The organism is Sphingomonas sp. PEI4, assembly GCF_056679955.1.
Genome location: NZ_CM155258.1, coordinates 2,137,125 through 2,161,403 on the forward strand (window position 1 = coordinate 2,137,125; position 24,279 = coordinate 2,161,403).

The window sequence follows — 24,279 nt, forward strand, 5'->3', positions numbered from 1 at the left end:
CTACATAAATGGTTCAACCCGCGCGTCAAGGTATTTGTAGTGGAGCAAACAGAAAACCGCCGCACACGTGGCCGACCGCGCCAGTTCGACTTGGACGAAGCGGTCGCGACCGCCCAGCGCCTTTTTCACGCCCGCGGCTACGATGCGGTCAGCGTTGCCGACCTCACCCAGGCAATCGGAATAAATCCGCCGAGCTTCTATGCCGCCTTTGGTAGCAAGGCGGACCTCTACAGCCGCATCCTCGATCGTTATGCCGCCCACGGCGCGATCCCGCTGCTCGATCTGCTAAACGCGGAACGACCGATCGCGGAATGCCTTTTGGCGGTGCTGGAAGAGGCGGCCCGGCGCTACGCAGCCGATCCAGGCGCGGCGGGTTGCCTCGTCATCGAGGGTGCGCGCTGTGCCGACCGAGAAGCAAAAGGCGCGGCTGGCGCTTTCCTTACGGCTGGGGAGAAGGCGATTTATCGATTCATTGCCGCCCGTTATCCCGATCAAGCCGCGTGTATCCAAGATTATATGAGCACCGTAATGGCCGGGCTGTCCGCCAGCGCCCGTAACGGGCACAATTTTGATCGCCTGCTCGCAACCGCCCGTCTCGCAGGAGTCGGTCTTGAACAGACGTTCGCGCTTGATAGGCAAGGTCGGGAAAGGTGAACACGACGTTCCCGTAAAGGAACCCGTATTGCGAATGCGTCCGCGGCAATCATACCGAGTGAGGCCTTGAGGCCTGTTTTCCCAAAATCCGTTCCCAATTACTCTTTCCCGAAATTGCGGAAAGAAGACGGAGTTATGGGAATGTTTAGCGTTCCCAGACAGCGGGGTTTGGGAGGGCCGCACGGACCCAAAAGCAGACGCTCAGAGCAACGGGACAGCTCCCCAACTCCGGCCGCTTGTTCATGTCCACTCCCAGAGTGAAATTAGGACGGCAAGCCCCTCCCTCTGACTGCCAGGTTTTCTCAAAAGGGATGGCAGACCGTGCGAAAACTCGCTGGGTGATTCCACAAGGTTGCTGACGGGCGTATGCTGTGGCCATGGCATACATCCAGGGTCATGCGCGCGACCAGGCGCTGCTGCTGCCGGCATCGGTAGAGGATTATGTGGCAGCGGATAGTCCGGTTCGGTTCATCGACGCGTTCGTTGATGACCTCGATCTGGGCGAGGCCGGTTTTCATCGGTCGCGGCCGAAGGCGACGGGGCGGCCAGGCTATGACCCGGGCGACATGCTCAAGCTGTACCTGTACGGCTATCTCAACCGGGTGCGGTCGAGCCGACGGCTGGAAGCCGAGGCGGCACGCAACCTCGAGCTGATCTGGCTGCTGCGTGGGCTTCGGCCAGACTACAAGACCATCGCTGACTTTCGTCGCGACAACCGGAGCGCCTTCAAGGCAGTGTTCCGCGCCTTCGTCGTCCTATGCCGCAAGCTCGACCTGTTCGGGCGCGAGCTGCTGGCGGTGGACGGCACGCGGCTGAAGGCGGTGAACAACCCGGCACGCAACTTCTCCCGTGACAAGCTGGCCAGGTATATTGCCGCGGCCGACGAGCGGCTTGAGGGGTATCTTGCCGAGATGGACGCCATCGACCGCGGCGAGGATGGCCATGGGCCTGGCCGCAGCGGGGCGCTGGCCGCAAAGATCGCCAGGGTGCGCGAGCGGCGTCAGGCCCAGGAGGCGATGCTGCACGAGCTGAACGCCAGCGGCGAGAGCCAGATATCGCTAACCGACCCCGATGCGCGCGCGATGGTCACGGGTCGAAAGACCACGGTGGGCTACAACGCGCAGGTAGCGGTGGATGCGAAACACAAGCTGATCGTCGAGCAGCACGTTACCAACGCCGGCACCGACATGGGTCTGCTGGCACCCACTGCTGGGGCGGCGAAAGACGCGCTAGGCGTCGAGCAGATCGATGTGGTCGCCGACATGGGCTATTACAAAGGCGAGGACATCGAAGCATGCGAGGCGAATGGTATCACACCCTTCGTCGCCCGGCCGAGACGGGGCAGCGCCATCGCCAATGGCCGTTTCTCTAAGGATCTCTTTTGCTACGATGCCGAGGCGGACGCGTACCACTGCCCGGGTGGCCGGACCCTCGACATCAGCTATCGCGCAGTGACGCGCGGCCACGCCAACATCCAATATTCCAACCCCGCCGCCTGTTCGGACTGCGCAATCAAGGTGAACTGTACCAGCAGTCGCTGGCGGCGCATCAACCGTTGGGAAAACGAGGCGGTGCTGGACCGCATGGCGGGGCGCTTGGTTGCGCGCCCTGATATTCTTGCCGTTCGCCGCGAGACGGTCGAACACCCGTTCGGCTCGATCAAGCAATGGATGAACCAGGGCGCATTCCTGATGCGCGGGCTGGAGAAGGTTCGCGCCGAGTTCAGTCTGACCGCGCTCGCCTACAATCTAAGAAGAGCCATTACCCTCATCGGCGTGCCGGGGTTGATCAGGGCCGTACAGGGCTGATCAAGCTCGCCAAATCTGCTGCGCAGCGCTCAATGGCCTCCCCTTGAAGCCACCACAGCGCCACCAGAGCGCCACCAGAGCGCCACCAGAGCGCCACCACGGCAGTAACTCAAAAATATTTGCGCCCAGCTCCACGGTTTAACAAAAGACGTCTGTGCCCATGTGACGGCGAGTTCTCGCACGGTCTGGATGGTGTTTCGGGAACGGCCACAAGAAGGGCATGAAGAACGCTGCTCTTTCGCTCCACCCGCACAGGGTGTGGAGCGGAGCAGCGCCACTGAGCGGCATACACCGCACGTTGAACCTTACGATTGGAGAGCTTCGACCTCGTAGTTCTTTGCCCAGGCGTTCAGTTCACCTGGGAAAATGTCATGAACGAGAAAGAAGCGGTCCCAGAACGGCGTCTCGCGCAACTTCTCACAAAACAGTTGATAGCTGTGATGATCCTTTGACTCGATCATCCAGACATCGCTAATCCTTGCCGTGTAGAACTCAACGTCGTACCAATTTAGGCGAACCCGCCCCTTGAATTCATCGAGGATTGGCTGGAAAGTGTTTCGTGCATGGGTCAGTCGCGTCTCGAACGTGAAACCTAGCCATTCCGGCGAGGTCTTAACCATAAAGAAGGTCGTGAGTGCGGTTTCGAACTGAGTGGGTTGGGTGTCCATGATGCATCCTTGCGTCGTTGATTGACGCTATTAGGATGTGAGCATACGCTCACCTTAGCTACTCGCATTGGCCATCATGACTGCACAGCCTCAAGACCATCGCACGCGCCCACGAAAACAGCCAAGGCAGGCGCGCGCGCAGCACACCGTGGCTGCGATCATCGAAGCCTCTGCTCGCATTTTGGAGGAGCAGGGGCATGGTGGTTTCACCACTAATGCAGTGGCTGAATTAGCCGGCACCAGCATTGGCACGCTGTACCAGTACTTTCCTGACAAAAATGCGCTGCTCGGTGCGTTGATTGCCCGCGAAACATCCCGGCTTATCGAGGAGGTTGAGGCCGCGAGTATCGTGGTTGCCGGGCGGGGCGCTTTAAATGGCGTGATTGAAGCCGCTGTTCGCCACCAAATGCGTCGCCCTCGCCTGGCACGACTGCTCGATTTCGAGGAAGCCCGCCTGCCTTTCGATGCCGACACTCAGTTTGTAAGAGCGAGTATCGTCACACTTCTCGCAGACATTCTTGCCCGGCCGGACCTTCCCCACCAGTCTGACGCTGTATCTGCCACGGGGGATGTTCTAGCGATTATCCGGGGAATGATCGATGCCGCAGGCGAACGCGGCGAGGAGCGACAGGCACAACTCATGGTGCGGGTTCGCCGCGCCGTACTTGGATATCTGTCAATGCCCGACAGCGCTGAGGCCTGACTCTCATACGATGGACGCAGATAAAAATGCGCCTGGGAGGTCCGCACGGACCCATGACTGGAGGCTCGTGACGTTTCCCGGACGTCCCAACATCAGACGTCCGTTCATCAGTATTAGGCCACTAGGATCACGCTGCCGGTGGAATGGGGTCGATGAGCATTTGTTACGAGACGGTCGGGGCCAGTTCCGGCGTCACGCGGATCTCGTCGGCCTCGTTCGTCCGCAAAGTCGCAAGGTTCCGCTCGTGCTGCGTCCGATCGATCCGGTAAGCGAAAAGTAACCCGATCGCGATGAGCGTCATCCCAATGACCGTCGGCAGATACAGGGCACCCAGTCTGAAAATCAGTTCGGGATCCACTTCCCCCGGCTTTGCGTCCCGGGGAAAAGCGATCAACGAAAGCACTCCACCCGATACCATGACCCCTAGTCCAGATACCGCCTTGGTAAAGAACTGATCGGCTGAAAAGAGCAGCCCTTCCGAACGTTGCCCGGACTTGACCGCGACATCTTCTACGACGTCGGCGAGCATAGAGTTCATCATGACAGCGCTCATCACGTAAAGCATCCCGAGAAAGAAGGCTTCCGCTGCAAGGATGACGAACAGGGCGTTCGATCCATTTCGCGGCATAAGATCTAACAATCGAAGCGCGATCGGGATTGCGCCGTTCAAAAGGCCGAGTGTGTAACAGATTATCGTGCCGCGACGCTTCCCCAGCCTGCGACTTACCACTCCTACTACCGATGCGCCTACGAGAGCCCCGACAGCACCTATAGTTGCCATGAGCGACAGCCGCGACTGCGACAGTTCCCAAAAATACAGGCCAAAGTACAGGTCGAGTCCGGTCTTCGCACCAGCTGCAACCGATTGGAAAGCGCCAACCCCGAGCATGGCAACTGCGGATCGGTTGCGCAGGATACCCATTGTATCCTGCCAAAATGTGCCACCCCGGTGTTTGGTCGGCACGGGGCGGCGCAGGTAGGGAATGAACCGGTGCGTCGCCGCAGCCGAGGTGACGATCACGGTAAACATGATCGCCGACATCGTAAGGGAGAAACCGAAGTAACCTGCCTGCTCCGTCGCGCCGCCCGACCCATCAGGCCGCTCGCGCATAAAGACCTCTAGTCCAAGGACCGTCACGAGCAGCCCGGCGATCGTACGGAAGAAGATGCGGAAGTTCACGATCCGCGTGCGGCCGTCATAGTCCTCGACGAGTTCAGGCGCGAGGGCCGCGGACGGCAACTCGAAGAAGGTATCCGAGACCCTGATCAACAATAGGCAGGCGAACAGCCAGCAGAGAAGCGGCCAATCGGCCAGACCAGTCGGCGGGTTCCAGAGCAGGAAGAACCCGATCGCCAGCGGCGCGGCGGACAGATACATGAAGGGATGCCGCCGGCCCCAAGGCGAGCGAAAACGGTCTGACAAATGCCCGACGACGGGATCGCAGATAGCGTCGAAGACCAGGATCACCGTGATGACTAACGACACACGCGTCGGGGAAAGACCGAGCACCTGATTGTAGTACAGCAGAAGGAACGCGCTCAACGCGCGCATTTTGATCCCGCTTGAGACAGCACCGAGTCCGTAGAGGGCTTGGGTGATGATACCTGCAGTCGGTCGACCGCTACTGGGATCAGAGCTCGACATCAAGCAACCTCACGTATTGCTGACCGCCGTGCATGTCCCGCTCGACCGTTCCGCCCTGCGGCGTGGCACGAGGATAGGAGAACTTCAGCACCGAAAGATCCGTCACCTCGAAACGCTTCATACTGACGGGGTCAACGCCGAACACCGCGGCAATTGCCGAACCAGTGAGCGACGGGGCGTTCGAGTAATGTGCAAACGTCCCGGCATCAGGGAAGAAAAGATCGACGGTGATCCAGAAGGGCCCGGCATTCTTTGAACGTACATGCGAGCAGACGTTACTCAACTTCGGCATGATTAACCCCTTCCGCACCTGGGTATCGGATCCGAACAAGCTCCAGCGGGTCGTCAACCCGAACCACGTGGTTCAGCCTGAACTCGTAAACCTGTCCGCGCTCGATCTCGGCCGGCGAGAATGGAAAGGCGTAGCTCGGAAGCTCTTGATTAATGTTCAGCGGCATGTGGAAGAAAGCCGGGTTGCAGGTCTTGGCTATTTGCGTTGCCAGCTCCTGCGTCGATGCGGTGGCGACGAACATCAGGCCAATTTCGCGCGGCGGAGGCGCGGCTGGATCCACCGCTTCCCCCGTAACCCCGTTCCAGCCATAGGCTCGCAGCGAAACGTCGTAGTCTCCGAGACGAACCCCGATCGTCGCCTGCAACCGCGATCGGAAGAAACCTTCCATCTGAGCGATGAAACGTGGGATCTCGGCCAACACGCCGCGGTCCTGGATACCGACAAGCATGATCGTCTGGAACGGTCCCCCGGATGCGCCCTCCAGCTTCATGGTATATGGCGCAGGTTCGAAGACCGATCCCGAGACGCGTACGATCCGATCGTCGAGCGCCTCGTAACGTGAGGTGCTGACGTCCAGAACGCCGCCCGGCTCAGCGAGCCGGAACGGATCACTATTCTCGTAGAGCATATGGGCCGACACCGTCTTCGGCGTGCACGCGTTGCTCGTGGCCAGCGGCTCGACGTCGAAATGGTCGATACCGACGCGAACGATCACGCCTCCGTCGCGTGAGCGGACCGTGCAGAGTCCGCCGCATTCCGCAGTTTTGCCAGCATGCCACGCAGCGCCTGCACCAGCGCCCATCATTAACGGTACCGCAGCGATGACGGCGGTGTCTGTAGTCCGTCCACCAAGGACGATGTCAGCACCCGTGCGTAAGGCTTCTATGTACGGCTCTGGCCCCATCAGGGCGACGATGTGGTCGCACGCCGCGAAGACGCCTGGCGGGACATCCTGGACAGGTGCCAGCGGCATGATACCGCCGTTCGTGGCACGCTCCTCGAGCACCGCTGCTTGCTGCTCCGAATAGAGCAGAGCGATACGCGGGCTCAATCCGTTCTCGCGCGCGATCTCGACGGCAACGTCGTACATCCAGTCGAGCGCCATGTCGCATCCGCTGGTTCCGCACGAGCCGATCAGCAGCGGGATTCCAGCATTGGCCTGCGCCATCATCAGGATGGCGAGATCGGACTTGACCGCATCACGAGAGTATTTGGACCTCCCTGTCGCTAGATACGCCGGACCGCTATCAGTCGAACCTGCGTCGCACGCGATCGCGTGAGCGCCCATCGTAATGCCGCGAGCCACGTCCTCCGTACGCACACCCGCACCAAGAGCCCCGACCGGGACGATGACGTTGCATGTCTGTTCGAGTGCGGGCGTCATACTCGCATCCTGACCGGAGCGCGGGCGAGTTCAGAAACGTGCATCGAGTGTCACTCCGATCTGCCGCGGGGCGCCGTACTGCACGAATAGGCCGTTGGCCTGGTCCACGTTGTAAACGCGATATTCCTTATCGGTCAGGTTCTTGACCCAGAACCTTGCAGAAAACCGCGCATCGACGTGATAGGTCACGCTAGCATCCCAAAGGGTCCGCGGCCGACGATACTCGATGAAATCGTTGTCGTTATCGTCGAAGATGTCGCTCTGGTAGTCGAGTGATACTACAGCCCGCAGCCAGCCCCAGTCCGATTTGGGCGACGTGAATCCAAGGTCCGCGGTCATCGCATGCTGCGGGGTACGGCTGAGACGACTGCCTGCGAGGTTCCGCTGCACTACGGCGCCGTTGGCAAGGATCGCAGAGGTTTGCGTCAGCCGATCGAAGAAGGGATGGAGGTAGGTGTAGCGCGCCGTTAGATCGACAAACTCGACAGGCGCGAGCACCAGTTCGCTTTCGATGCCCTTGATCGTCGCGTCCCCCGTGTCGGTGGATACGCGCGTTCCACCGGGTCCTGCGGTCGCATCCGGGATGACCTGGATCGTCTGCAGATCGCGATATTCCGCCTGGAACACGGACACGTTCAACCTCAGCCGGCGGTTCAGCCAGTCGGTCTTGATCCCCGCCTCGTAGTTGGTGACCTTCTCTGGCGCGGTTGCGACCCGGGCCAGTATGGCTGATCCCGGCTGTTCTTGAAAAGCGCCTGATTTGAACCCGGTGGATACGGTGCCAAAAACGAAGATGTTGTCACTGAAGCGGAAATCGGTGCCGACGCGGTAGGTGACGAGCTTTTGCCGCGTGACGCCGGGGGTGCCGAACGTCGAGTAGTTCACAGTCGGCAGGACCGGGTTACCCGTCAGCCGCGTGACCTCGTAAACCTTCCTCTCGTCCGTATAGCGCGCGCCGCCAAACACCCCGAGGCCGAAGTCGAACTTGTACTGCGCCTCGCCGAACGCGGCATAGCTGCGGTTGCGAGAGTGTGCGACGAAGCGGTTCTCGCTGTTGTCGATTACCTCGGTCTCGCTCTCCCGTTCGCGATCAATGTCATCGCGATTGTAGTACAGACCTGCCACCCAGCTGAACGGCCCGGAACCAAGTGAGGTTAGCCGGGTCTCGGCCGAATAGGAGTCCGCTTGCTCTTTTGCCAGTATCTGAATTGCGGGCACCAGTACTCCCGTGGCGGCATTCACAGCGGCGGTGGCGCCGTCTAGGTCGTCCGAGGAGTCGTAGTCCAGCGTTCGCCATGCTGCGGTCGCGTTCAACGTTGCGAAGCCAAGTACCTCGGTGTTCAGCTCGCCGCGAACGCCACCGGTCGTCGATCTGATGAAACCATAGCGATCAGGATCCGCAATCCGCGGCTTGTCGTAGTCGTCGTAGCCGGCATTCGGCCTGGTGGGGTGGAACGAAAGTCTTCGAACGTTGAAGCGGGACCCTGGCGCGAGGTCCTGGTCTGCGATGTCGGCTGAGATCAGGAATGTTGTGGCGCTGCCGAGACCGAACATCGTCTGCATCCGCGCGCTCATTTTATTTTCGTCGTCGAGAGGACGGCCTATCGGAGTTTTGCGAAAACCATCGTTACTCACCGCACCGAGCACGATACGCGTGGCGATCGTATCAGTGATGGGGACGTTCAACATCACGTTGCCGTTCAGCTGCGAAAACTCGCCGGCCGTGAACTGAACCTGTGCCTTTGCATCCCGCGTCGGTTTTGCGGTGATGAAATTTATCGCCCCGCCGACGACGTTCTTTCCGAACAGTGTGCCTTGGGGCCCTTTCAGAACCTCAATGCGCTGCATGTCGAAAAAATCGATTCCGAGCATCGCGGCACGGCCGAGATAGACCCCGTCAAGGAAGGCAACCGACGACGGGTCCCCTCCCGCACCCTGGTTGGCGCTTCCGATGCCCCGGAAGAAGGGGCGGGGAGCAGCACGAGGGAATGCGTCGAAGTTCACGCCTGGAGTGGCCTGAGCAAGCTTGGCAAAGTCGTTGATGCCCTTCTCCTGGAGCTGGGCATTGGTGAACGCCGTGACAGTAACGGGCGCGCTTTGCAGTGACTCCTCGCGGCGACGCGCCATGACGACAATGTCCTGGATCCCGGAGGCCTTGGCTTGCTCAGTCGGCATGCCCTCCGGTGGAAGTGTCGTCTGCGCATAGGCCGGCATTGACGCAAAGCTGCCAAGCGTCGCCGCGCACAAGATCGTTTGGTAGGAATGCATACTCAGGTCCTCCCCTGCCCCCGCATTTGACCTGCGGGTCTCATTGACGCGACGGTGCTTTCACCATCCGCTGCCGGACCGTTTGCACTCTGGGATAGGTTCGAACGTGTCACCAATGTTACATCGAACGACAATCTTTCGAGCTATAGGCTCGGGCGCAGCTGCGTATTGCAGCGCGGAGAGGAACTATAATGGACGACGGCGCGGCCCCCCCGGTGCCCGGCATCATCAACCGGGAGAACTGGATCGGTGCACTTCCGGGTACGGTGCGCTTGGCCGTCGAGGCCCGCATGACGCGCTTCACCGTCGACCCCGGCATGCCGGTAAAGCGCGCCGGTGAGGCGGCAACGCGCATCTTCCAGGTCGAAAGTGGCTTTCTGAGCCTCATTGGACTGCACGTCGACGGGCGGCAGGCGCTTATTACGATCTACGCGTCCGGAAATTGCTTTAGCGAAACTGCGATGATCGCTCGGCGCATGCACAACCACACGACGATCGCGCTGACCCCGGCGGTTATGCGGCAACTCGATCGTGATGATTTCTGGGAGTTGTATCACCGGCATCCGGAGATCCCTGAGGCGCTCTGCCGGAAGTTCGCGGAGGCCATCTCTCGGCAAATGGCCAGCCGCGAGCAGCGTGCGACCCAGCGTCTCGGAAAACGCGTAGCAATGATGTTCGATAACCTCGCAGAACATGCAGGATCGGAAACGAGCGAAGGCGGCGTCCGCATCGCTCTACCGATCACGCAAAGTGACATCGCTGATCTCTTCGACGTCACACGGCAGAGCGTGCATCGCGAGGTGGCAAACCTAAAGCAGCTAAAGCTGGTAGAAAGGCATCGGGGCGAATGGATCGTTTTGGACCCTGTAAGGCTACACCAGATCTGCAGTTACTGAATGCCCCGATCGCTTCGCGATGAAAGACTGCTGAAGGGACGATAGCTGAGGATCCAAACGTTCACGGCGTGTCCGCTCCCCGAGTTTCGGCATTTATTCAGGTCGGCGGCAGGGTGATGTCGCACGTATCGATCACGATCTTGCCGAACGGGCCAGCGTCAAGACGATCGAGTGCGTCCGATAGATCGGCGAACGCGAAGCGGCTGTCGATCACCGGCGTCATTCCGGTCCGTGCGACCGCGCGCACCAGGTCCTCAAGCGCACGACGATGACCGGTACCAATGCCCTGGATCGTCACGTCCTTCATCATCAGCGGCATGGCGGGTGAGGAGAGGTCGAACCCATCGAGCGCGCCGATCTGATAGATGCGTCCGCCAATCGCCGCAGCCTGTACCGACTGGCCGAGAAAAGTACCGCCGACGGTCTCCAGGATATGATCTGCGCCTCGGTCGTCGGTCAACGCGTATAGCGCTTCGAGCCAACCCGTTCGGTGCCGATCCATCGGATGGTCGGCTCCCAGCGCCAGGACACGATCGATCTTCTCCGAGCTGCAAGAGACGAGCACCCTCGCCCCATGCAACTTCGCGAACTGGAGCCCGAAAAGCGCCACTCCGCCAGTCCCCCGGATCAATACGGTGTCGCCGGCGCGTACTCCGCCGCGCTCGACCAGCGCGAACCAAGCGGTGAGCGCGGCGCAGGGCAGCGTACTCGCCCGGGCGTCGTCCAGTGCCGCTGGTGCCGTGACCAGCCAGTCTTCGGGCAGTACAACATACTCTGCCAGTACGCCGGCGAAATAGCCGCCGAGGGTGCGATAGGCTGGGGTGCGGGCCGTGCCTGCGCGGGCACCATCGATCCACTCGGGCGTGAAGCAAGAGATCACGCGATCGCCAACCGCGAACCGTTCGGCATCGTCGCCCATCGCCACGATGCGGCCAGCTAGATCCGAGCCCGGCGTGAATGGAAAGTCGAGCGTAAGCCCGCGCCCGCTATCGATAACCATCTTGTCGCGGTGGTTGAGGGAAACCGCGCCGACCTTGACGAGCACCTCTTGCCGCCCGGGTGTCGGAATGGGCCGCTCCCGCAAGGTCAGGCGATCACGACCGATCCCGTCCATCTCCCAGCGCTGCATCATGTCCGTCATCGTCGATCCTCTTCGTGCCTTAAGCAGATATCGGTCATCCACGATAACAGTATAATGGACTGGGATCGGCACGGGCCGGTGAGCAGGATTCATCAGTATGCGTGGCGCAGAGTTTGCTGAACTGATGGCCTTCATGGCCATCGCGGATGAGCGAAGTTTTCGAGGTGCTGCCCTGAGGCTGAATATTTCGCCCTCGGCGCTGAGTCACAGCATGCGATCGCTCGAGCAGCGTCTGGGCGCCCGTCTCCTCCACCGTACGACCCGCAGCGTCGCGCCAACCGAGGCGGGGCAAGCCTTGTTGGAGCGTCTAAAACCGTCGGTCGCCGAGGTTGAAGATGCGGTGCGTGATGTCGCCGCTTTTCAGCAGCAGCCACGCGGGCTCGTGCGGATCAACATGCCGCGAATAGCGGCACAATTGATCGTCATGCCAAAACTGGCGGCCTTTCGCGCCGCCTATCCCGACATCCGGCTCGATCTCGTGATCGACGATAGCATCATCGATGTGATTGGCAGAGGCTTCGATTTCGGGATCCGGTCGGGCTCGATCGTTCAGCAGGACATGATCTCGGTGCCCCTCACCCCGGACCTCCGCATGGCTGTCGTGGCGTCGCCGGTCTATTTCGCTGAGCGGCCGCCACCGCAGTCGCCCGCCGAGCTAAACGGTCATGCCTGCCTAACGTACCGCTGGTACGAAACCGGTGCCCTGCATCCTTGGCACTTCGATGGCCCCAAGGGGCCAGTGGACGTGATTGTCGACAGCGTCATGACCGCAAACGATACCGACCTCCTGCTCGAAGGCGCCTTGCGGGGTTGCGGCGTCGCACTTTTAGTTGAAAGCAGGGTCGAGAAGCATATTGCGGACGGATCGCTTCAACGCGTGTTGATGGACTGGTGCAGGCCGTTCCCGGGCTTCCAACTTTACTACCCGAGCAGACGCCACATGCCTGCCGCCATGCGGACCTTCATTGAGTGGATGAAGCTGTCTGATGGCGTCGCAAGACCGCTAGCGGTTTGACAAAAGCAGACCCTCGCTAGCCGTAGGTGGCATCACCGATTATCAGTCGCCGAGCAACTAAGCGACTACGAGACCCAGACGTGGTCATTCGCCGCGCGTTTTCGGCTCCCCAACTTCGGCCGCTCGTTCATGTAGATCGCCTGACTTTAGTAGATCCCGCAGCCATGCCAGCGGCTTTCCCAAGAGGAATCAAGTAATGGTACGCCTGCTTCCCAGCAACGAAGGTCTTCGTTTGGTAGGTAAGTGGGCTGGCCGCTTTCGGGATTGTAGAATCTGCGATCACTTATTGGTCTAAGTAATGTGCGCTGTCTGCTTCAGCACGTCTTTCGTCTCGCATTGGCGCACCCACGAATAAATTTGCTAAGTCGCGGATAGGCCAGATCATATGGACTGATTCCCATGAATATGCACATGGGAGTGCGGCCTGAAACGAATGGATCGGTTACTGGGTCTATCGACGGAATAGAACCTTTTCGCCTGATTCGCGATCCGGAACGAAGCTGTATCTAATACGAATGTGGCTGACCTGTCTTGTTTGACTGGAAATAACTAGCCTTTGCTTAAAAGAATCGCGGTCAAGTTGCACGCCGGCCGTAGGCGGGGTCGCTCACGCTCGACCGGCCGGTCTCGGCATGTCCGGCGAGACGTACTGTGGTGGGACTGCCGCCGATCCGGACGATCATGTCGTACCAGTGATTGCTTGACCTTATGTCGAAGCGGCTCGTCCTTCGCTGCCCCGGTTGCAGTGCGATCACGCGGACCGGCTCGCTGAGATAATCGAGGTGTTCGATCGTCACGTCGCACCCGGAGGATGCAGCCGCGATCACGGTGATGTCGAAGTGGTCGTCGCGGGCCGCAAACCGCGCTTCGATCCGGGGCTGGTGGATTTGCATGCTCGTACCCTTGAACTCGCGCAGGAATCCGTTGGGTCCGTGTACCCGGTACCAATAGTCGCCCGACACGGGCAGCGGCAGCGTATCGGCCAGCGATTTGCCCGCCTCGACGGTGTAGAACCACGGGCCCTGGTGATCGTCGGGCGCATAGACATTGAACCCTGCCCCCGCCTTACCGGTGTTCGTGATGCGGAGATCGAAGCGTTGCGCGGCGTTCCGGATGCCGTCCACGGCCAGATCATAGGGCAGCGCACGTGCGGGGCGGCGGCCCGGCTCCTGCTGCGGCCTGTCTTGCGCGAGCGGCGGCGCGGGGCGCGTCTTCAGGCGGCCGCTCTCCACCAGTCGCTTGCTGTCGGCGGTATCGGGCCATCTGGCCGGCAGCGCGCGGTCGGGGTGCGCGAAGTCGAACGCGCTGGTCAGGTCGCCGGTGACGGCACGTCGCCACGGCGTGATGTTGGTGTCGATCACGCCGAACCGCTGTTCGATGAACCGGATGATCGAGGTGTGATCGAACATTTGTGAATTGACCCAGCCACCCTTGCTCCACGGCGACACCACCGTCAGCGGCACGCGCAGGCCCAGCCCGACCGGCTCACCGTGGAAGCTCTCGCCGGCGACGTCGACGGTGGATGCGCCCATCGCGCGGTTCAGCGCCGGGAGCACCGGCGGAACATGGTCGAAAACCCGTCATTCTCGTCGTAATTGATCAGGAAGACGGTCTTGCCCCACACCGCCGGATTGGCGGTCAGCGCACCGAGGATGCGCGCGGTCAGGAACTGGCCGTATTCGAGCGCGGACGCCTCGGGATGTTCGCACAATTTGTAGGGCGCGGCGATGTACGAGACCTGCGGCAGGGTATCGTTCATCACGTCGCGGCGGATCGCCTCGACCAGATGCTCTCCCTCCGACGCGGCAGCATTCTCGCGCGTCGAGCCCGCTACGATCGATCGTCCGCGCTTGTAGAGGTCCGATGACGGATCGAGCCCGCGGAAGTTGGCGAACGAACTCAGCGTGTTGTCGCCGAAATTGTCGTATTCCTGATAGACCCGCCACGAGATGCCGGCCTGTTGCAGGCGTTCGGCATAGGTCGTCCAGGTCAGCCCCTTGAACTTGGGGTCATCGCGGGAGGCGTCGCCGGTCCAGTTGTTATCGTCGGCGTTGGTGACGAGCTGTGGCCCCGTGTCGCCGACCGACAGGCCGCTCGTTCCGGCATACATATACATCCGATTGGGGTTTGTCGGGCCGTGGAGCGAGGCGTGATAGCCGTCGCACAGCGTGAAGGCGTCGGCGAGCGCATAGTAGAACGGGATGTCGTCGCGGGTGTGATAGCCCATCGTCAGCGCGGTCTTCTTCTCAACCCACGCATCGTTGTTCTTCCACAGCGCGTGCGATCCCTTCCAGCTATGGTCGAGGCTCTGCATCGCGTTGGCGTTGTGCTCGCCGGCGTTGAGCCGGAACGGAAGCACCGCGCTCTCCGCACCGCGCGTGAGCGGCTGTTCCCACACCGAACGACCACCCGGCAGCAGCATCGGGCGGGGATCGCCAAAGCCCCTGACGCCGCGCATCGATCCGTAATAATGATCGAACGAGCGGTTCTCCTGCATCAGGACCACGATGTGCTCGACGTCCTGGATCGTGCCGGTACGGCGTGCCGCGGGCAGCGCGAGCGCGCGGGCGATCGGGGCGTTCAGGCCACCGACCGCGCCCGCAGCCGCCATGAGTTTGAGGAAGTTTCGGCGGGTATCCGACATGGAGCCTCGTGTTTTCTCGATACAGCGGAGGCGACACGCGTCGGCCGCTTACCCGCCGTCATTGATGACATCCGCGACATCCGCGGTACGCGTCGGTCTAACGGCCTGCGTTCTACGGCTTAGAAGCGCTTTCTGACGGTGACGAAAACCTGCCGGGGCGCACCGACCATCATGCCCTGGTAGGTGCCCTTCAGATCGCTGTTCGTGCCGCCGACATTGGCGATGTAATCCTTGTCGAACAGATTGGTGACATTCGCCTGAACCTCGAGCTTGCCGACCGGGCTGGAGTCTTCGAGCCGGAAGCCGAGCGTCAAATCGGCGAGCACGCGTCCCGGCACCGAGCTGTCGTTCAGATAGGTGTAGTCGCGCTTGCTCTGGTAGGCGAGATTGAACCGTCCGAAGACCGCGCCGTTGTCATAGGCGAGTTCGGCGTTGGCGAGATGCGTCGGAACGCCCGTTACGGTCTTGCCGTCGGTGGCGAGGACGGTTTCGCCGGCGCCGTTGAGCGTATCGTCCGCATAGCGCGCATGGGTGAAGGAATAGGACCCGAACAGCGAGACGTGGCGCATGAGCTTGTAGGTGCCCGCCAGTTCGACGCCGTTGGTATTCACGCTGCCGACGTTGGAGGTGATGCTGGCGCAGGTTTCGATTACCGCGCACGGACTGAAGCTGGCCAGCCGGTTGCGGAAGGTGACGTGATAGCCCGACAGCAGACCCTCGAAATGCGGCAGATGAAAGCGGAAGCCGCCTTCCGCGGTCTGCGAGCTTTCCGGTTTGATGTTGCCCTTGTTGGCGTCGAACGTCGCCTGGTCGGTACCGAACGGGCCCGAGCCGAACGCCGAGATGTTTTCCGAATAGCTCGCGAACAGCTCGACCTTGGGATCGATCATGTAGTTGAAGCCGGCTTGTGGCAGGAACAGGTCCTTGGCTTTTATCTTGCCGCTCGCCTGCGCGATGGTCGAATAGATGACGTCGTTGCTGACGCCGACGTCGAGCGCCTTGAAGCCTGCGGTGATCTTCAGCCGGTCATTGACCTGCCAGGTGTCCTGCGCGAATCCCTGATAGGTGTTCACCGTGTAGCGATAGTCGTAGTAGCGATCGAAGACATCTTTGCTGTCAGGCCATTGCTGCTCGCCCCAGTTGCTGCCGTCGCTCGCGACGCCGTATTTGAACCGGCGATAGGTGAACTTGTTGTGTTCGTACCAGCCGCCGACTTCTAGCTCGTGGTTGCCGAGCTGATATGTCAGCGATCCCGTGAGGCCCTCGCGCTGGATGCGGTAGCCCGAGCTGCGGACGAACAACGGCGCACCGCCCGGCGTGCCCGAATAGGGATACCACCATGTTCCCTCACCCTTGTTGTGATGCATATAGGGCTGAATCCGCAGCGTCAGCGCGTCGGTAATCTTGGTTTCCAACCGGACATAGCCGAGATAGTCGCGGCGCAACGTGGTGCCGTCATAATAGGTGTCGTCGACGCACTTGATCCCGTTGGGATAGACGTTCGTGGTACAATCGCCGGCCGGATTGGCCTGATACGCCTGCGCGAGCGCGACCGCGGTCGCCCAGTCGTAGCGCAGATAATCCCAGTTATAGCCGTAGCGATCGATGATCGATTTCGACATGTCCATGTAATCGTCGGTCGCGAGATCGGAATAGGCGGCGTAGGCGGTGATCGTGGTGTTCTCGCCCAACGGCACGATCGCCTTCGCATTCGCCTGCCATGACGAGGTCTTGCCGTTGCCCTTCCATTTCGGCTGGTCCAGCCGCGCGCCACTGACATAGGCGCGCGCGCCGTTGCCGAGGTCGCCGGTGTCGATCCGCGCGAACAGGCGATAGGTGTTCTCGCTGCCGTAGCCGGCTTCGGCGAGCACGCCCGCATCGCGGCTGGGATCGACGGTCGAGAACTTGATGGTGCCGCCGAGATTGGAGCTGGCCGCAGTGTCCAGCGCACCCGCCCCCTGCGCCAGTTCGACGCCGCCGATGTTTTCCGAGATCGTCGCGCGGCTGATGTGGAGGCCGTTGAAGTTGCCGTACGACATGTCACCGAGCGGCATGCCGTCCAGCGTATAGCCCAACTGGTTCTGGCCGAAGCTGCGAACCGAGATGTTGCTCGAATATTCGTTGATGCCGAGCGGATCGGCGCTCTGGAAGTTCACGCTGGGCAGCTTGGCGAGGATCTTGATCGGGCTCGTTCCCGGCGGCGCGGCATCGATGTCGGCCTTCGACAGCGTCTGCACTTGCCGGGTCTCGCCGCGCCCGAGCACGACGATGTCGGCGTTGGCGTTCCGGGTTTCTGCTTGAGTTTCTACTGGTTCAGTCTGCGTCGTCGAGACTGAGGGTGCGGGTTCAGCCGAAGATGACGCTACGATCTCCTGCGCATGCGCCGAGAATATCCACGGCCCCGCTGCAACGAGTGAAGTGCAAGATATTAGAAAAACACGCAACTTCTTCATTTTTTACGCAGCCCCGTCGCTTTTTAGGTCAGAATCCATTCCCTTAATGAGATTTCGTGGCGGTGGGGTTACGGTTTCAGGTCAGTTCGGTGGCACCTGCGCCTTGCACGGCCTCAACTGCGGATGCCGCCGCTATCACCTTTGCGCCGTTAGGGCGCGGGGCAATCGGTCTGACAGTCTTTAATTGCGCGGCATGGTCGATGGCGCGGTGGAGGACGAGAACGGGCGGGCTTTCGCGGCTTTGCCCCAGAGCTTGTTCGGTTTCGCGGCCATCACGAAGCGGAGTTCGCCGCCCTGGCGGATCTCGTCGTCGCGCAGATAGCTGCGGGTGAGGGGCGTTCCGTTGAGCGTGACCGATCGGATATAGGGGTTGGCGTCCGACAGATTATCCGTCCGGATCGCGAACTGCTTGCCGCCGGGCAGCGCGAGCGTCGCCTGCGACAGGAACGGCCGGCCGATGACATATTCGTTCGATCCCGGCGCGACCGGGTAGAAGCCGAGCGCGGTGAAGACGAGCCATGCGGACATTTGGCCGAGATCGTCGTTGCCGCTGAGCCCCTCTGGCTTGGCGCCATATTGGCTCCGCACGATCTGGCCGAGCCGCTCCTGCGTCCGCCACGGTGAGCCGGCGTAACTGTAGAGATAGGCGACGTGGTGGCTCGGTTCGTTGCCGTGGATATACTGGCCGATCAGCCCGGCGATATCCTCCGCATGACTGTAATCGACCTTTGAATTGTCGAAGTCGAACATCGCATCAAGCTTATTCAAGGTCTTGGCGTCGCCGCCGAGCAGCCGGAACAAGCCCGCCTGATCCTGCGGTACGAACCAACTATATTGCCACGCATTGCCTTCCGTATAATCGGAGCCGTAATTGATCGCGGTCGGATCGAACGGCGTGCGGAAGGTTCCGTTCGCCAGCCTTGCGCGCAGCCATCCGGACTTTGCGTCGAAGCTGTTCCGCCAGTTGCCTGCACGCCTCTCGAACCGTTCGGCGATCTCGGTCTTGCCCATCCGCCGCGCCATTCGCGCGATCGTCCAGTCGTCATAGGCATATTCGACGGTCTTCGATGCAGCCTCCGGCTCCTTGTCGATCGGGACGTAGCCGCGCTGAATATACTCGCCGAGCCCACCATAGGATGCATGGTCGGCGCTCGCGACCATCGCCTGCAACGCGGCGTCCGCGTCGAAGCCGCCGATCCCCTTCATATACGCGTCGGCGATTACGGGGACGGCGTGATAGCCGATCATCGTCCACGTTTCGCGCCCGGCGAATTGCCAGACCGGGAGAATGCCGTCGGGGCTGCGTTGCTGGCTGGCGATCAGCGAGCGGACGATGTCGGAGTTGGTCTTTTCCGGCTGGATCAGTGTCAGCAGCGGGTGTTCGGCGCGGAACGTGTCCCAGAGGGAAAAGGTCGATCGAACCGTAAAGCCATCGGCCTGATGCACCTGGTCGTCGGGGCCACGGTAGCGCCCGTCGCTGTCGCTCCAAACGCTGGGGGCGAGCAGGCTGTGGTAAAGCGCGGTCGCGAAGATGCGGCGCATCGGAGCTTCGGCCTCAAACTTGACCGCGCCGAGTGCGGTATCCCAGTCGGCCTGCGTCTTGGCGCGGACAGCGTCAAAGCCGCCGGGCTCGCTGTCGAGATTGGTGAGCGCGCCGGCTTCGTCGACGCCGGAGATCCCGACCTTTACTTCGAGCGGTGCATCTAGCGGGCCGAAATCGAGTCGCGCTTTGAGTGCCTGGCCGAGCTTTTCCGCCAGCGCATCGCTGCCGCGGCCTGGGCCTTGGAACCCCTTGTACGGAATCTCCTTCTCGCGGTTGACCAACGCGTGGCCGACCAATGGGGCGGAGAACCGCATCGCGAAATAGAGCTTGCGGCCGGGCGCCCAGCCGCGCGTCTCGCGGAAGCCGGTGAGCACGCCATCGTCGCGCAGGTGCAGCCCCGACCACAGGATCTTGCCGGGGTAATTATAAAGCGACGACCGGAGATCGACGACGAGATGCGCGGCCTTGCCCTTGGGGAAGCTGTAGCGATGCACGCCGATCCGGGTGCCGGCGGTCATTTCCGCGCTTACGCCAGGCCCGTCGAGCGTGACGGCATAATAGCCGGGCTTGGCGACTTCGGTGGCGTGCGAAAAGCGCGAGCGATAGCCGGGGGCAGCGGGCGTGCCGGGGTCCATCGGCACGTTGTCGCCCGATACCGGCATGACCAGAATGTCGCCGAGATCGGAATGCCCCGCGCCCGAGAAATGCGTGTGGCTGAACCCCTCGATCGTCGGATCGTCGTAGCGATAGCCGGCGGCATGGCCGTAGCAGGTGCGGATGACGCACGAGGTGTCGGTATCCGGCGACAACTGGACCATGCCGAACGGCGCGACCGCGCCCGGGAAGGTGTGGCCTTCGCCGCCGGTGCCGATGAACGGATCGACCGCCTCGCTCGGCTTTGCCTCCTCCTGCGCGAAGACAGGTCCGGCAAAAATCGTGGTGACCACTGCACCCATGAGGCACGATCGCGTGAAGATAGACATCGAGGTCACCCGTTCAGAGGGAAATAGGGTCGGCTAATGTGGACGAGGTCACTGGACGGAAAAAAGCGTCGTTATGCGCCGATGATCGCAGGACCATCTCGGGTGCCAGATAGACCATGTCGCGCAAATCCCCGCTACCCGGACACGCGGTGTCGTCCCGTCATCCGCTACTGCTACACCGTAAGTCCGGTCCTGGTCGAACGCGACCTGCCTCCGGCTTCCGGCCAGACCCATACCGGACATTCGCGCCTCCATCCTTGCCTCCCAACTTCAGACACTCATTCGGGAAGCCTGTGGTCACCGCCAACGAAAGAGATTGCGCCGAGATCGATCGAACGTTGATCTGCACGCCGAAAAGCCAAGGCACCCCAATTCGCTCGTCGTTGGCCGCCGTTTGTGCGTGCCAACAGACATGGTCACTCTTCGATTGCTGACCTAGATGACGGCCATGATCGATAAGCAGACGTCTGCCTCCATGGGAGCTGGCGAATTCGTCGCGTTCGTCGCCGCGCTGATGGCAGTCAACGCTTTGGGCGTGGACCTGATGCTGCCTGCGCTCGCCGACATTGGCCATCAGCTTGCTATCACGACGGCCAACCACCGCCAGTGGATCATCACGGTCTACATGCTGGGCTTCGGTGCTGGACAGCTCGTCTATGGCCCGCTTGCGGACAGGTATGGCCGCAAGCCCATCCTGCTCATCACGCTTGCCGGCTTCGTGGCGGCCAGCATCTTCGCCGCAGGTTCGCAGACGTTCTCCGCCCTTCTCGGCGCACGCGTGCTCCAGGGCCTCATGTCGGCATCGACGCGGGTGCTCGCGGTCGCGATCGTGCGGGATCGTTATTCGGGCCGCCAGATGGCGCGCACTCTGTCCGTCGCCCAGATGATCTTCTTCCTGGTGCCGATCATGGCGCCCAGCCTCGGTCAGGTCCTGCTGGCTTTCGGACCCTGGCGCTTCATCTTCTATGCGCTGGCGACCTTTGCGGCCGTCGTCCTCGCCTGGTCCACCCTCCGCCTGCGCGAATCCCTGCCGGTGGAACGTCGTTCTCCCTTGTCGCGGGCATCTCTTGGCCGCGCCTACCGATTGACGCTGACGAACCGCTTCTCTGCCGGCTATGCCGTGGCGGCGTCGATGACGTTTGGCGGCATCATCGCCTTCGTCTCCTCCGCCCAACAGATATTCGTCGATGAGTTCCATGCCGGCGAACGCTTCACGATCCTGTTCGCCGTCTGCGCCTTCTCAATGGCCTGTGCATCCTTCGCCAACAGCCGCCTCGTCGAGCGGCTTGGCACCCGCCTCATCTCCCAGTCCGCATTGCTCGCCCTGATCGCCTTGTCGCTGCTCCACCTCGTAGTGATCGGCGTCGGACGGGAATCGCTGGGGACGTACATGCTGTTCCAGGCACTCAGCATGACTTGCATAGGACTGTGCGGGTCGAACTTCGGTGCCATGGCGATGGAGCCGGTCGGACACATCGCCGGTACCGCGTCCTCAATACAGGGCTTCATCACCAGCGTCGGGGCGGTGGTCGTCGGCTCCATCATCGGACAGGCATATGACGGCACGACCTATCCGCTGGCCATTGGATACCTTGCAATCGGCATCGCAGTTCTGGGCGTCGTGTACTTCACGGAAGGACGAAGGCTGTTTCAGGCTAGACATCCTAGTGACACGCAAGAGCCCGGACACCCCTAGACCCAGATCTCGACCTTCAGCGGAGCCACTGGCCTTTTCGGAAGCGGTCGCCGGTTCATCTCGTCCTGAGCCGGGCGACGACGGTCAGCATCAGCCTGTCGCACGGCGCTAGAATGGCCTCAGAGCCCGACTCACAATTGGAGTTTGGCAATACGGCGCGTCATTCGCCTGATGGATGAAACGACCATCCACGCCTCGGACGATGCGATGGAGGCTTCCCAGTCCTTGGCGAGACGCCGGCATCGGCTGAGCCACGCTAGGATGCGTTCGATGGCCCAGCGCCGGGGCAGAATGACAAAGCCCGTCAGGTCGGAACGTTTGATGATTTCGATTGTCAGCCGATCAATGTGCGCGACCGCTACTTCAAGTTTCTGGCCGCCATAGCCGCCATCGGCATACAGTCTGGTGAGCGTGGGATACGCGTCGCAGGATCGCTCGATCAGGCCGGGCGCCCCGTCGCGGTCCTGAACACCGGCGCCGTGCACCACGCCTTCAAGCATGTTGCCGAGTGTGTCGGTCACGACGTGGCGCTTGCGCCCCTTTATCTTCTTGCCAGCGTCGTATCCGCGAGGCCCACCCGCCTCGGTAGTCTTCACCGACTGGCTATCGATGACGCCTGCGCTCGGCGCCGGTGTGCGACCTTCCGAAACTCGCACCCATGCTACCAGCACCGCGTTGATGACATCGAGCAGGCCGTTGTCGCGCATCCGGTAGAAATGATCCTGCACCGTCGTGAAGGGCGGGAAGTCCTTGGGCAGTTGCGCCCATTGGCACCCTGTCGTGGCGATATACTGGATCGCGTCCCACAGGGGCCGCGCCTTGTGCTTGCGCGGGCGTCCCACCCTGGAGGTTCGCCTCAATAACGGCCTGACGACAGCCCATTCTTCATCCGTGCAGTCGCTTGCATAGCGCAGCCCGCTTCTGTCATGCTCGCGCCGAGCGGTTTCAGTCCAGCCCATGTGATCCTCGTGGTCTTCGCAACCCCCGGTGAATCACAGGCTGCTGAAATCGCTCAACTCAATTTTCGGTCGGGCTCTTAGAACCTCGGCCAATAGGGTCAGAGGATAAAGTCCTAACGGTCGCGGCTAGCGGTCACCCGTCGAGGCCTGCCCGGATCGCAGACCCGGTGGCATGATATTTGGTTGGTCAGATACAACCCAGAACGATCATCGAAGACGGCGGAAAGTATCAGCGCATCGCGCAGACGATAGGCCTGCCGCCTGACAACCACTGCGCGCGCAGCATCGCCTTCCTTCGCGAAGGCGATGCTGCAGATCGCTTCAGCGTTGGCGACCTGCCGCCGACGTATCGGACGGGGCCGCCGGTACGACGCCCTTCGGCGCCGCGCTCAGTCGACGGATGAGGTCGGTTTCAGCCTGCCGATACGGCGTGCCGTCGTTCCGGAACACCTCGTGAAACCAGATCGTCGGCTCGGCGAGCACGTACGGCTTCTGCCAGCTGTCCCAGGGGAGCCGCGTCTGCGTCTTCCCATCGACGAACCCCCAGTTGATCATGCCGACATTGTAGCGCTTGCCGATCGGCAGCGACCCATCGAAAGTCGAGCCGTTGCCGCGCGCCATATACTCCGTGCAGATGATCGGGCGATTATAGGCGAGCAACTGCTTGATCCGCCGCTCGAACGTCTCCGGCCAGCTATAATCGTGGAACGTCACCACGTCCGACTGCGCGAGCTGGAGCTTTTCCATCGGAGACGTCTTGCCGCCCGGTGCCCAGTCGTCGCCGATCCACACCCCCGAGGTCAGCGGCTGCGACGGATCAGCCGCGCGCGCCCAGTCGAACACCTGCGCCAGCAGCGCGCGGACCAGCGGCTCCTTGCCGTCCTGCCCCTTATATTGATCCGCGCCATTGTCGGGCTCGTTCCAGACGTCCCAGCCGAGGATCCGGTCGTCCTTCGCAAACGCACCGATCACGCCCTGCACATACGCCTTGTAGCCCGGATAGCGCGTGCGATCGCGCAGGCCCGGCAGCCCCGGTCCCTGCACCCAGCCTGAATTATGCACCCCGGGGATCGGCGGATGCTGTGGCCCGCGTTTCGGATCCGGATCCCAGCAACTGTCGAACAGCACGAACAGCGGCTTGATCTTGCGGGCCTTGGCCATCGCCAGGAACGCGTCGATCCGCTGCTTGAAGCCTTCCGGATCCTGCTGCCAGAGCTGATCGTGGAGGAACACGCGCATCGTGTTCATGCCGATGCCCTGCGCAAGGCCGAGTTCATAGTCGATCCGCTTAGGATCCCAGGTCGCCGCCTGCCACATTTCTAGCTGGTTGATCGCGGTTGCGGGAGCATAATTTGCGCCGACCAACCACGGTTGCGCGGCGTACCAGCTTTTCGCCTGCGCCTCCGTCCAGCGGCCGCGGGCATCGGCAGGGCTGGCGACGAACACCGCGGTGGTGAGCAAGGCGAGGTACAGCGACTTTGCGGCAGTCACGGTCCCTGCGGTCCGGGGCTCTCGTATCGACCACGC

The 24,279-nt window shown here is 61.6% G+C and carries 17 protein-coding genes and 1 pseudogene; 6 read left to right on the top strand and 12 right to left on the bottom strand.

The annotated features are described in order from the left end of the window. Nucleotides 1–90 precede the first annotated feature (90 nt). On the top strand, nt 91–654 hold the full coding sequence (locus tag AC1MLZ_RS09775) for a TetR/AcrR family transcriptional regulator (protein ID WP_480958274.1): 564 nt from the start codon (nt 91–93) through the stop codon (nt 652–654). Between the two features lie 377 nt (nt 655–1,031). After that, nucleotides 1,032–2,462 (top strand): IS1182 family transposase, encoded by a 1,431-nt coding sequence (locus AC1MLZ_RS09780; protein ID WP_480958275.1) that lies wholly within the window; start codon nt 1,032–1,034, stop codon nt 2,460–2,462. A gap of 305 nt (nt 2,463–2,767) precedes the next feature. Here AC1MLZ_RS09780 and AC1MLZ_RS09785 read toward each other — a convergent pair whose 3' ends face one another. Further along, entirely contained in the window at nt 2,768–3,130 is a 363-nt protein-coding gene (locus tag AC1MLZ_RS09785; protein ID WP_480958276.1) for a darcynin family protein, read from the bottom strand. Between the two features lie 148 nt (nt 3,131–3,278). Between AC1MLZ_RS09785 and AC1MLZ_RS09790 the strand changes: the two genes are divergently transcribed. Continuing rightward, nucleotides 3,279–3,833: a TetR/AcrR family transcriptional regulator gene (locus tag AC1MLZ_RS09790; RefSeq protein WP_480958277.1), complete on the top strand. Its 555-nt coding sequence runs from the start codon at nt 3,279–3,281 to the stop codon at nt 3,831–3,833. A 163-nt stretch (nt 3,834–3,996) separates the two neighbouring features. Here AC1MLZ_RS09790 and AC1MLZ_RS09795 read toward each other — a convergent pair whose 3' ends face one another. The 4 genes from AC1MLZ_RS09795 to AC1MLZ_RS09810 all read right to left on the bottom strand — a co-directional run bounded on the left by AC1MLZ_RS09795 (nt 3,997) and on the right by AC1MLZ_RS09810 (nt 9,422). Beyond that, entirely contained in the window at nt 3,997–5,385 is a 1,389-nt protein-coding gene (locus tag AC1MLZ_RS09795) for an MFS transporter (protein ID WP_480958278.1), read from the bottom strand. Nucleotides 5,386–5,464: 79 nt separating this feature from the next. Next, nucleotides 5,465–5,770 carry a DUF4387 domain-containing protein gene (locus tag AC1MLZ_RS09800; protein WP_480958279.1) on the bottom strand — a complete coding sequence of 102 codons (306 nt, stop codon included), beginning with the start codon at nt 5,768–5,770 and terminating at the stop codon, nt 5,465–5,467. Further along, entirely contained in the window at nt 5,754–6,941 is a 1,188-nt protein-coding gene (locus tag AC1MLZ_RS09805; RefSeq protein WP_480958280.1) for an acyclic terpene utilization AtuA family protein, read from the bottom strand. The genes AC1MLZ_RS09800 and AC1MLZ_RS09805 overlap by 17 nt, the downstream gene beginning before the upstream one ends. 243 nt (nt 6,942–7,184) lie before the next feature. After that, a complete protein-coding gene (locus AC1MLZ_RS09810; RefSeq protein WP_480958281.1) occupies nt 7,185–9,422 on the bottom strand; it encodes a TonB-dependent receptor in 2,238 nt (745 codons plus the stop codon). A 191-nt stretch (nt 9,423–9,613) separates the two neighbouring features. Between AC1MLZ_RS09810 and AC1MLZ_RS09815 the strand changes: the two genes are divergently transcribed. Next, a complete protein-coding gene (locus AC1MLZ_RS09815; protein WP_480958282.1) occupies nt 9,614–10,318 on the top strand; it encodes a Crp/Fnr family transcriptional regulator in 705 nt (234 codons plus the stop codon). Between the two features lie 97 nt (nt 10,319–10,415). Here AC1MLZ_RS09815 and AC1MLZ_RS09820 read toward each other — a convergent pair whose 3' ends face one another. Continuing rightward, nucleotides 10,416–11,459, bottom strand: coding sequence for a zinc-dependent alcohol dehydrogenase family protein (locus AC1MLZ_RS09820; protein ID WP_480958283.1), 1,044 nt, complete (start codon nt 11,457–11,459; stop codon nt 10,416–10,418). Nucleotides 11,460–11,583: 124 nt separating this feature from the next. On the opposite strand from AC1MLZ_RS09820, the gene AC1MLZ_RS09825 reads away from it, so the two are divergent. Then, nucleotides 11,584–12,474, top strand: a complete 891-nt coding sequence (locus tag AC1MLZ_RS09825) for a LysR family transcriptional regulator (RefSeq protein WP_480958284.1) — start codon at nt 11,584–11,586, stop codon at nt 12,472–12,474. Between the two features lie 575 nt (nt 12,475–13,049). Here the strand turns inward: AC1MLZ_RS09825 and AC1MLZ_RS09830 are convergent. From AC1MLZ_RS09830 to AC1MLZ_RS09845, 4 genes and pseudogenes are all read right to left on the bottom strand, one after another. Then, nucleotides 13,050–13,883: a phospholipase domain-containing protein gene (locus AC1MLZ_RS09830; RefSeq protein ID WP_480961521.1), complete on the bottom strand. Its 834-nt coding sequence runs from the start codon at nt 13,881–13,883 to the stop codon at nt 13,050–13,052. Nucleotides 13,884–13,892: 9 nt separating this feature from the next. After that, nucleotides 13,893–15,118 (bottom strand): annotated as a pseudogene (locus tag AC1MLZ_RS09835) (alkaline phosphatase family protein); the annotation flags it as partial. 119 nt (nt 15,119–15,237) lie between these two features. Beyond that, nucleotides 15,238–17,382: a TonB-dependent receptor gene (locus tag AC1MLZ_RS09840; protein ID WP_480958285.1), complete on the bottom strand. Its 2,145-nt coding sequence runs from the start codon at nt 17,380–17,382 to the stop codon at nt 15,238–15,240. Between the two features lie 369 nt (nt 17,383–17,751). After that, a complete protein-coding gene (locus tag AC1MLZ_RS09845) occupies nt 17,752–20,097 on the bottom strand; it encodes a GH92 family glycosyl hydrolase (RefSeq protein WP_480958286.1) in 2,346 nt (781 codons plus the stop codon). A gap of 439 nt (nt 20,098–20,536) precedes the next feature. Here AC1MLZ_RS09845 and AC1MLZ_RS09850 point away from each other — a divergent pair, with 439 nt between their 5' ends. Further along, nucleotides 20,537–21,793, top strand: a complete 1,257-nt coding sequence (locus AC1MLZ_RS09850; RefSeq protein WP_480958287.1) for a multidrug effflux MFS transporter — start codon at nt 20,537–20,539, stop codon at nt 21,791–21,793. Between the two features lie 131 nt (nt 21,794–21,924). Here the strand turns inward: AC1MLZ_RS09850 and AC1MLZ_RS09855 are convergent, their stop codons facing one another. After that, nucleotides 21,925–22,752 (bottom strand): IS5 family transposase, encoded by an 828-nt coding sequence (locus tag AC1MLZ_RS09855; protein ID WP_480958288.1) that lies wholly within the window; start codon nt 22,750–22,752, stop codon nt 21,925–21,927. Nucleotides 22,753–23,073: 321 nt separating this feature from the next. Then, nucleotides 23,074–24,243, bottom strand: coding sequence for a cellulase family glycosylhydrolase (locus AC1MLZ_RS09860; RefSeq protein ID WP_480958289.1), 1,170 nt, complete (start codon nt 24,241–24,243; stop codon nt 23,074–23,076). Nucleotides 24,244–24,279 lie beyond the last annotated feature (36 nt).

Excerpts from the sequence above, each read along its gene's own strand:
- AC1MLZ_RS09780 (WP_480958275.1), top strand. The coding sequence starts at position 1,032 with ATGGCATACATCCAGGGTCATGCGCGCGACCAGGCGCTGCTGCTGCCG.
- AC1MLZ_RS09785 (WP_480958276.1), bottom strand. The coding sequence starts at position 3,130 with ATGGACACCCAACCCACTCAGTTCGAAACCGCACTCACGACCTTCTTT.
- AC1MLZ_RS09795 (WP_480958278.1), bottom strand. The coding sequence starts at position 5,385 with ATGCGCGCGTTGAGCGCGTTCCTTCTGCTGTACTACAATCAGGTGCTC.
- AC1MLZ_RS09800 (WP_480958279.1), bottom strand. The coding sequence starts at position 5,770 with ATGCCGAAGTTGAGTAACGTCTGCTCGCATGTACGTTCAAAGAATGCC.
- AC1MLZ_RS09805 (WP_480958280.1), bottom strand. The coding sequence starts at position 6,941 with ATGATGGCGCAGGCCAATGCTGGAATCCCGCTGCTGATCGGCTCGTGC.
- AC1MLZ_RS09810 (WP_480958281.1), bottom strand. The coding sequence starts at position 9,422 with ATGCATTCCTACCAAACGATCTTGTGCGCGGCGACGCTTGGCAGCTTT.
- AC1MLZ_RS09815 (WP_480958282.1), top strand. The coding sequence starts at position 9,614 with ATGGACGACGGCGCGGCCCCCCCGGTGCCCGGCATCATCAACCGGGAG.
- AC1MLZ_RS09820 (WP_480958283.1), bottom strand. The coding sequence starts at position 11,459 with ATGACGGACATGATGCAGCGCTGGGAGATGGACGGGATCGGTCGTGAT.
- AC1MLZ_RS09825 (WP_480958284.1), top strand. The coding sequence starts at position 11,584 with ATGGCCTTCATGGCCATCGCGGATGAGCGAAGTTTTCGAGGTGCTGCC.
- AC1MLZ_RS09830 (WP_480961521.1), bottom strand. The coding sequence starts at position 13,883 with ATGTTCGATCACACCTCGATCATCCGGTTCATCGAACAGCGGTTCGGC.
- AC1MLZ_RS09845 (WP_480958286.1), bottom strand. The coding sequence starts at position 20,097 with ATGTCTATCTTCACGCGATCGTGCCTCATGGGTGCAGTGGTCACCACG.
- AC1MLZ_RS09850 (WP_480958287.1), top strand. The coding sequence starts at position 20,537 with ATGACGGCCATGATCGATAAGCAGACGTCTGCCTCCATGGGAGCTGGC.
- AC1MLZ_RS09855 (WP_480958288.1), bottom strand. The coding sequence starts at position 22,752 with ATGGGCTGGACTGAAACCGCTCGGCGCGAGCATGACAGAAGCGGGCTG.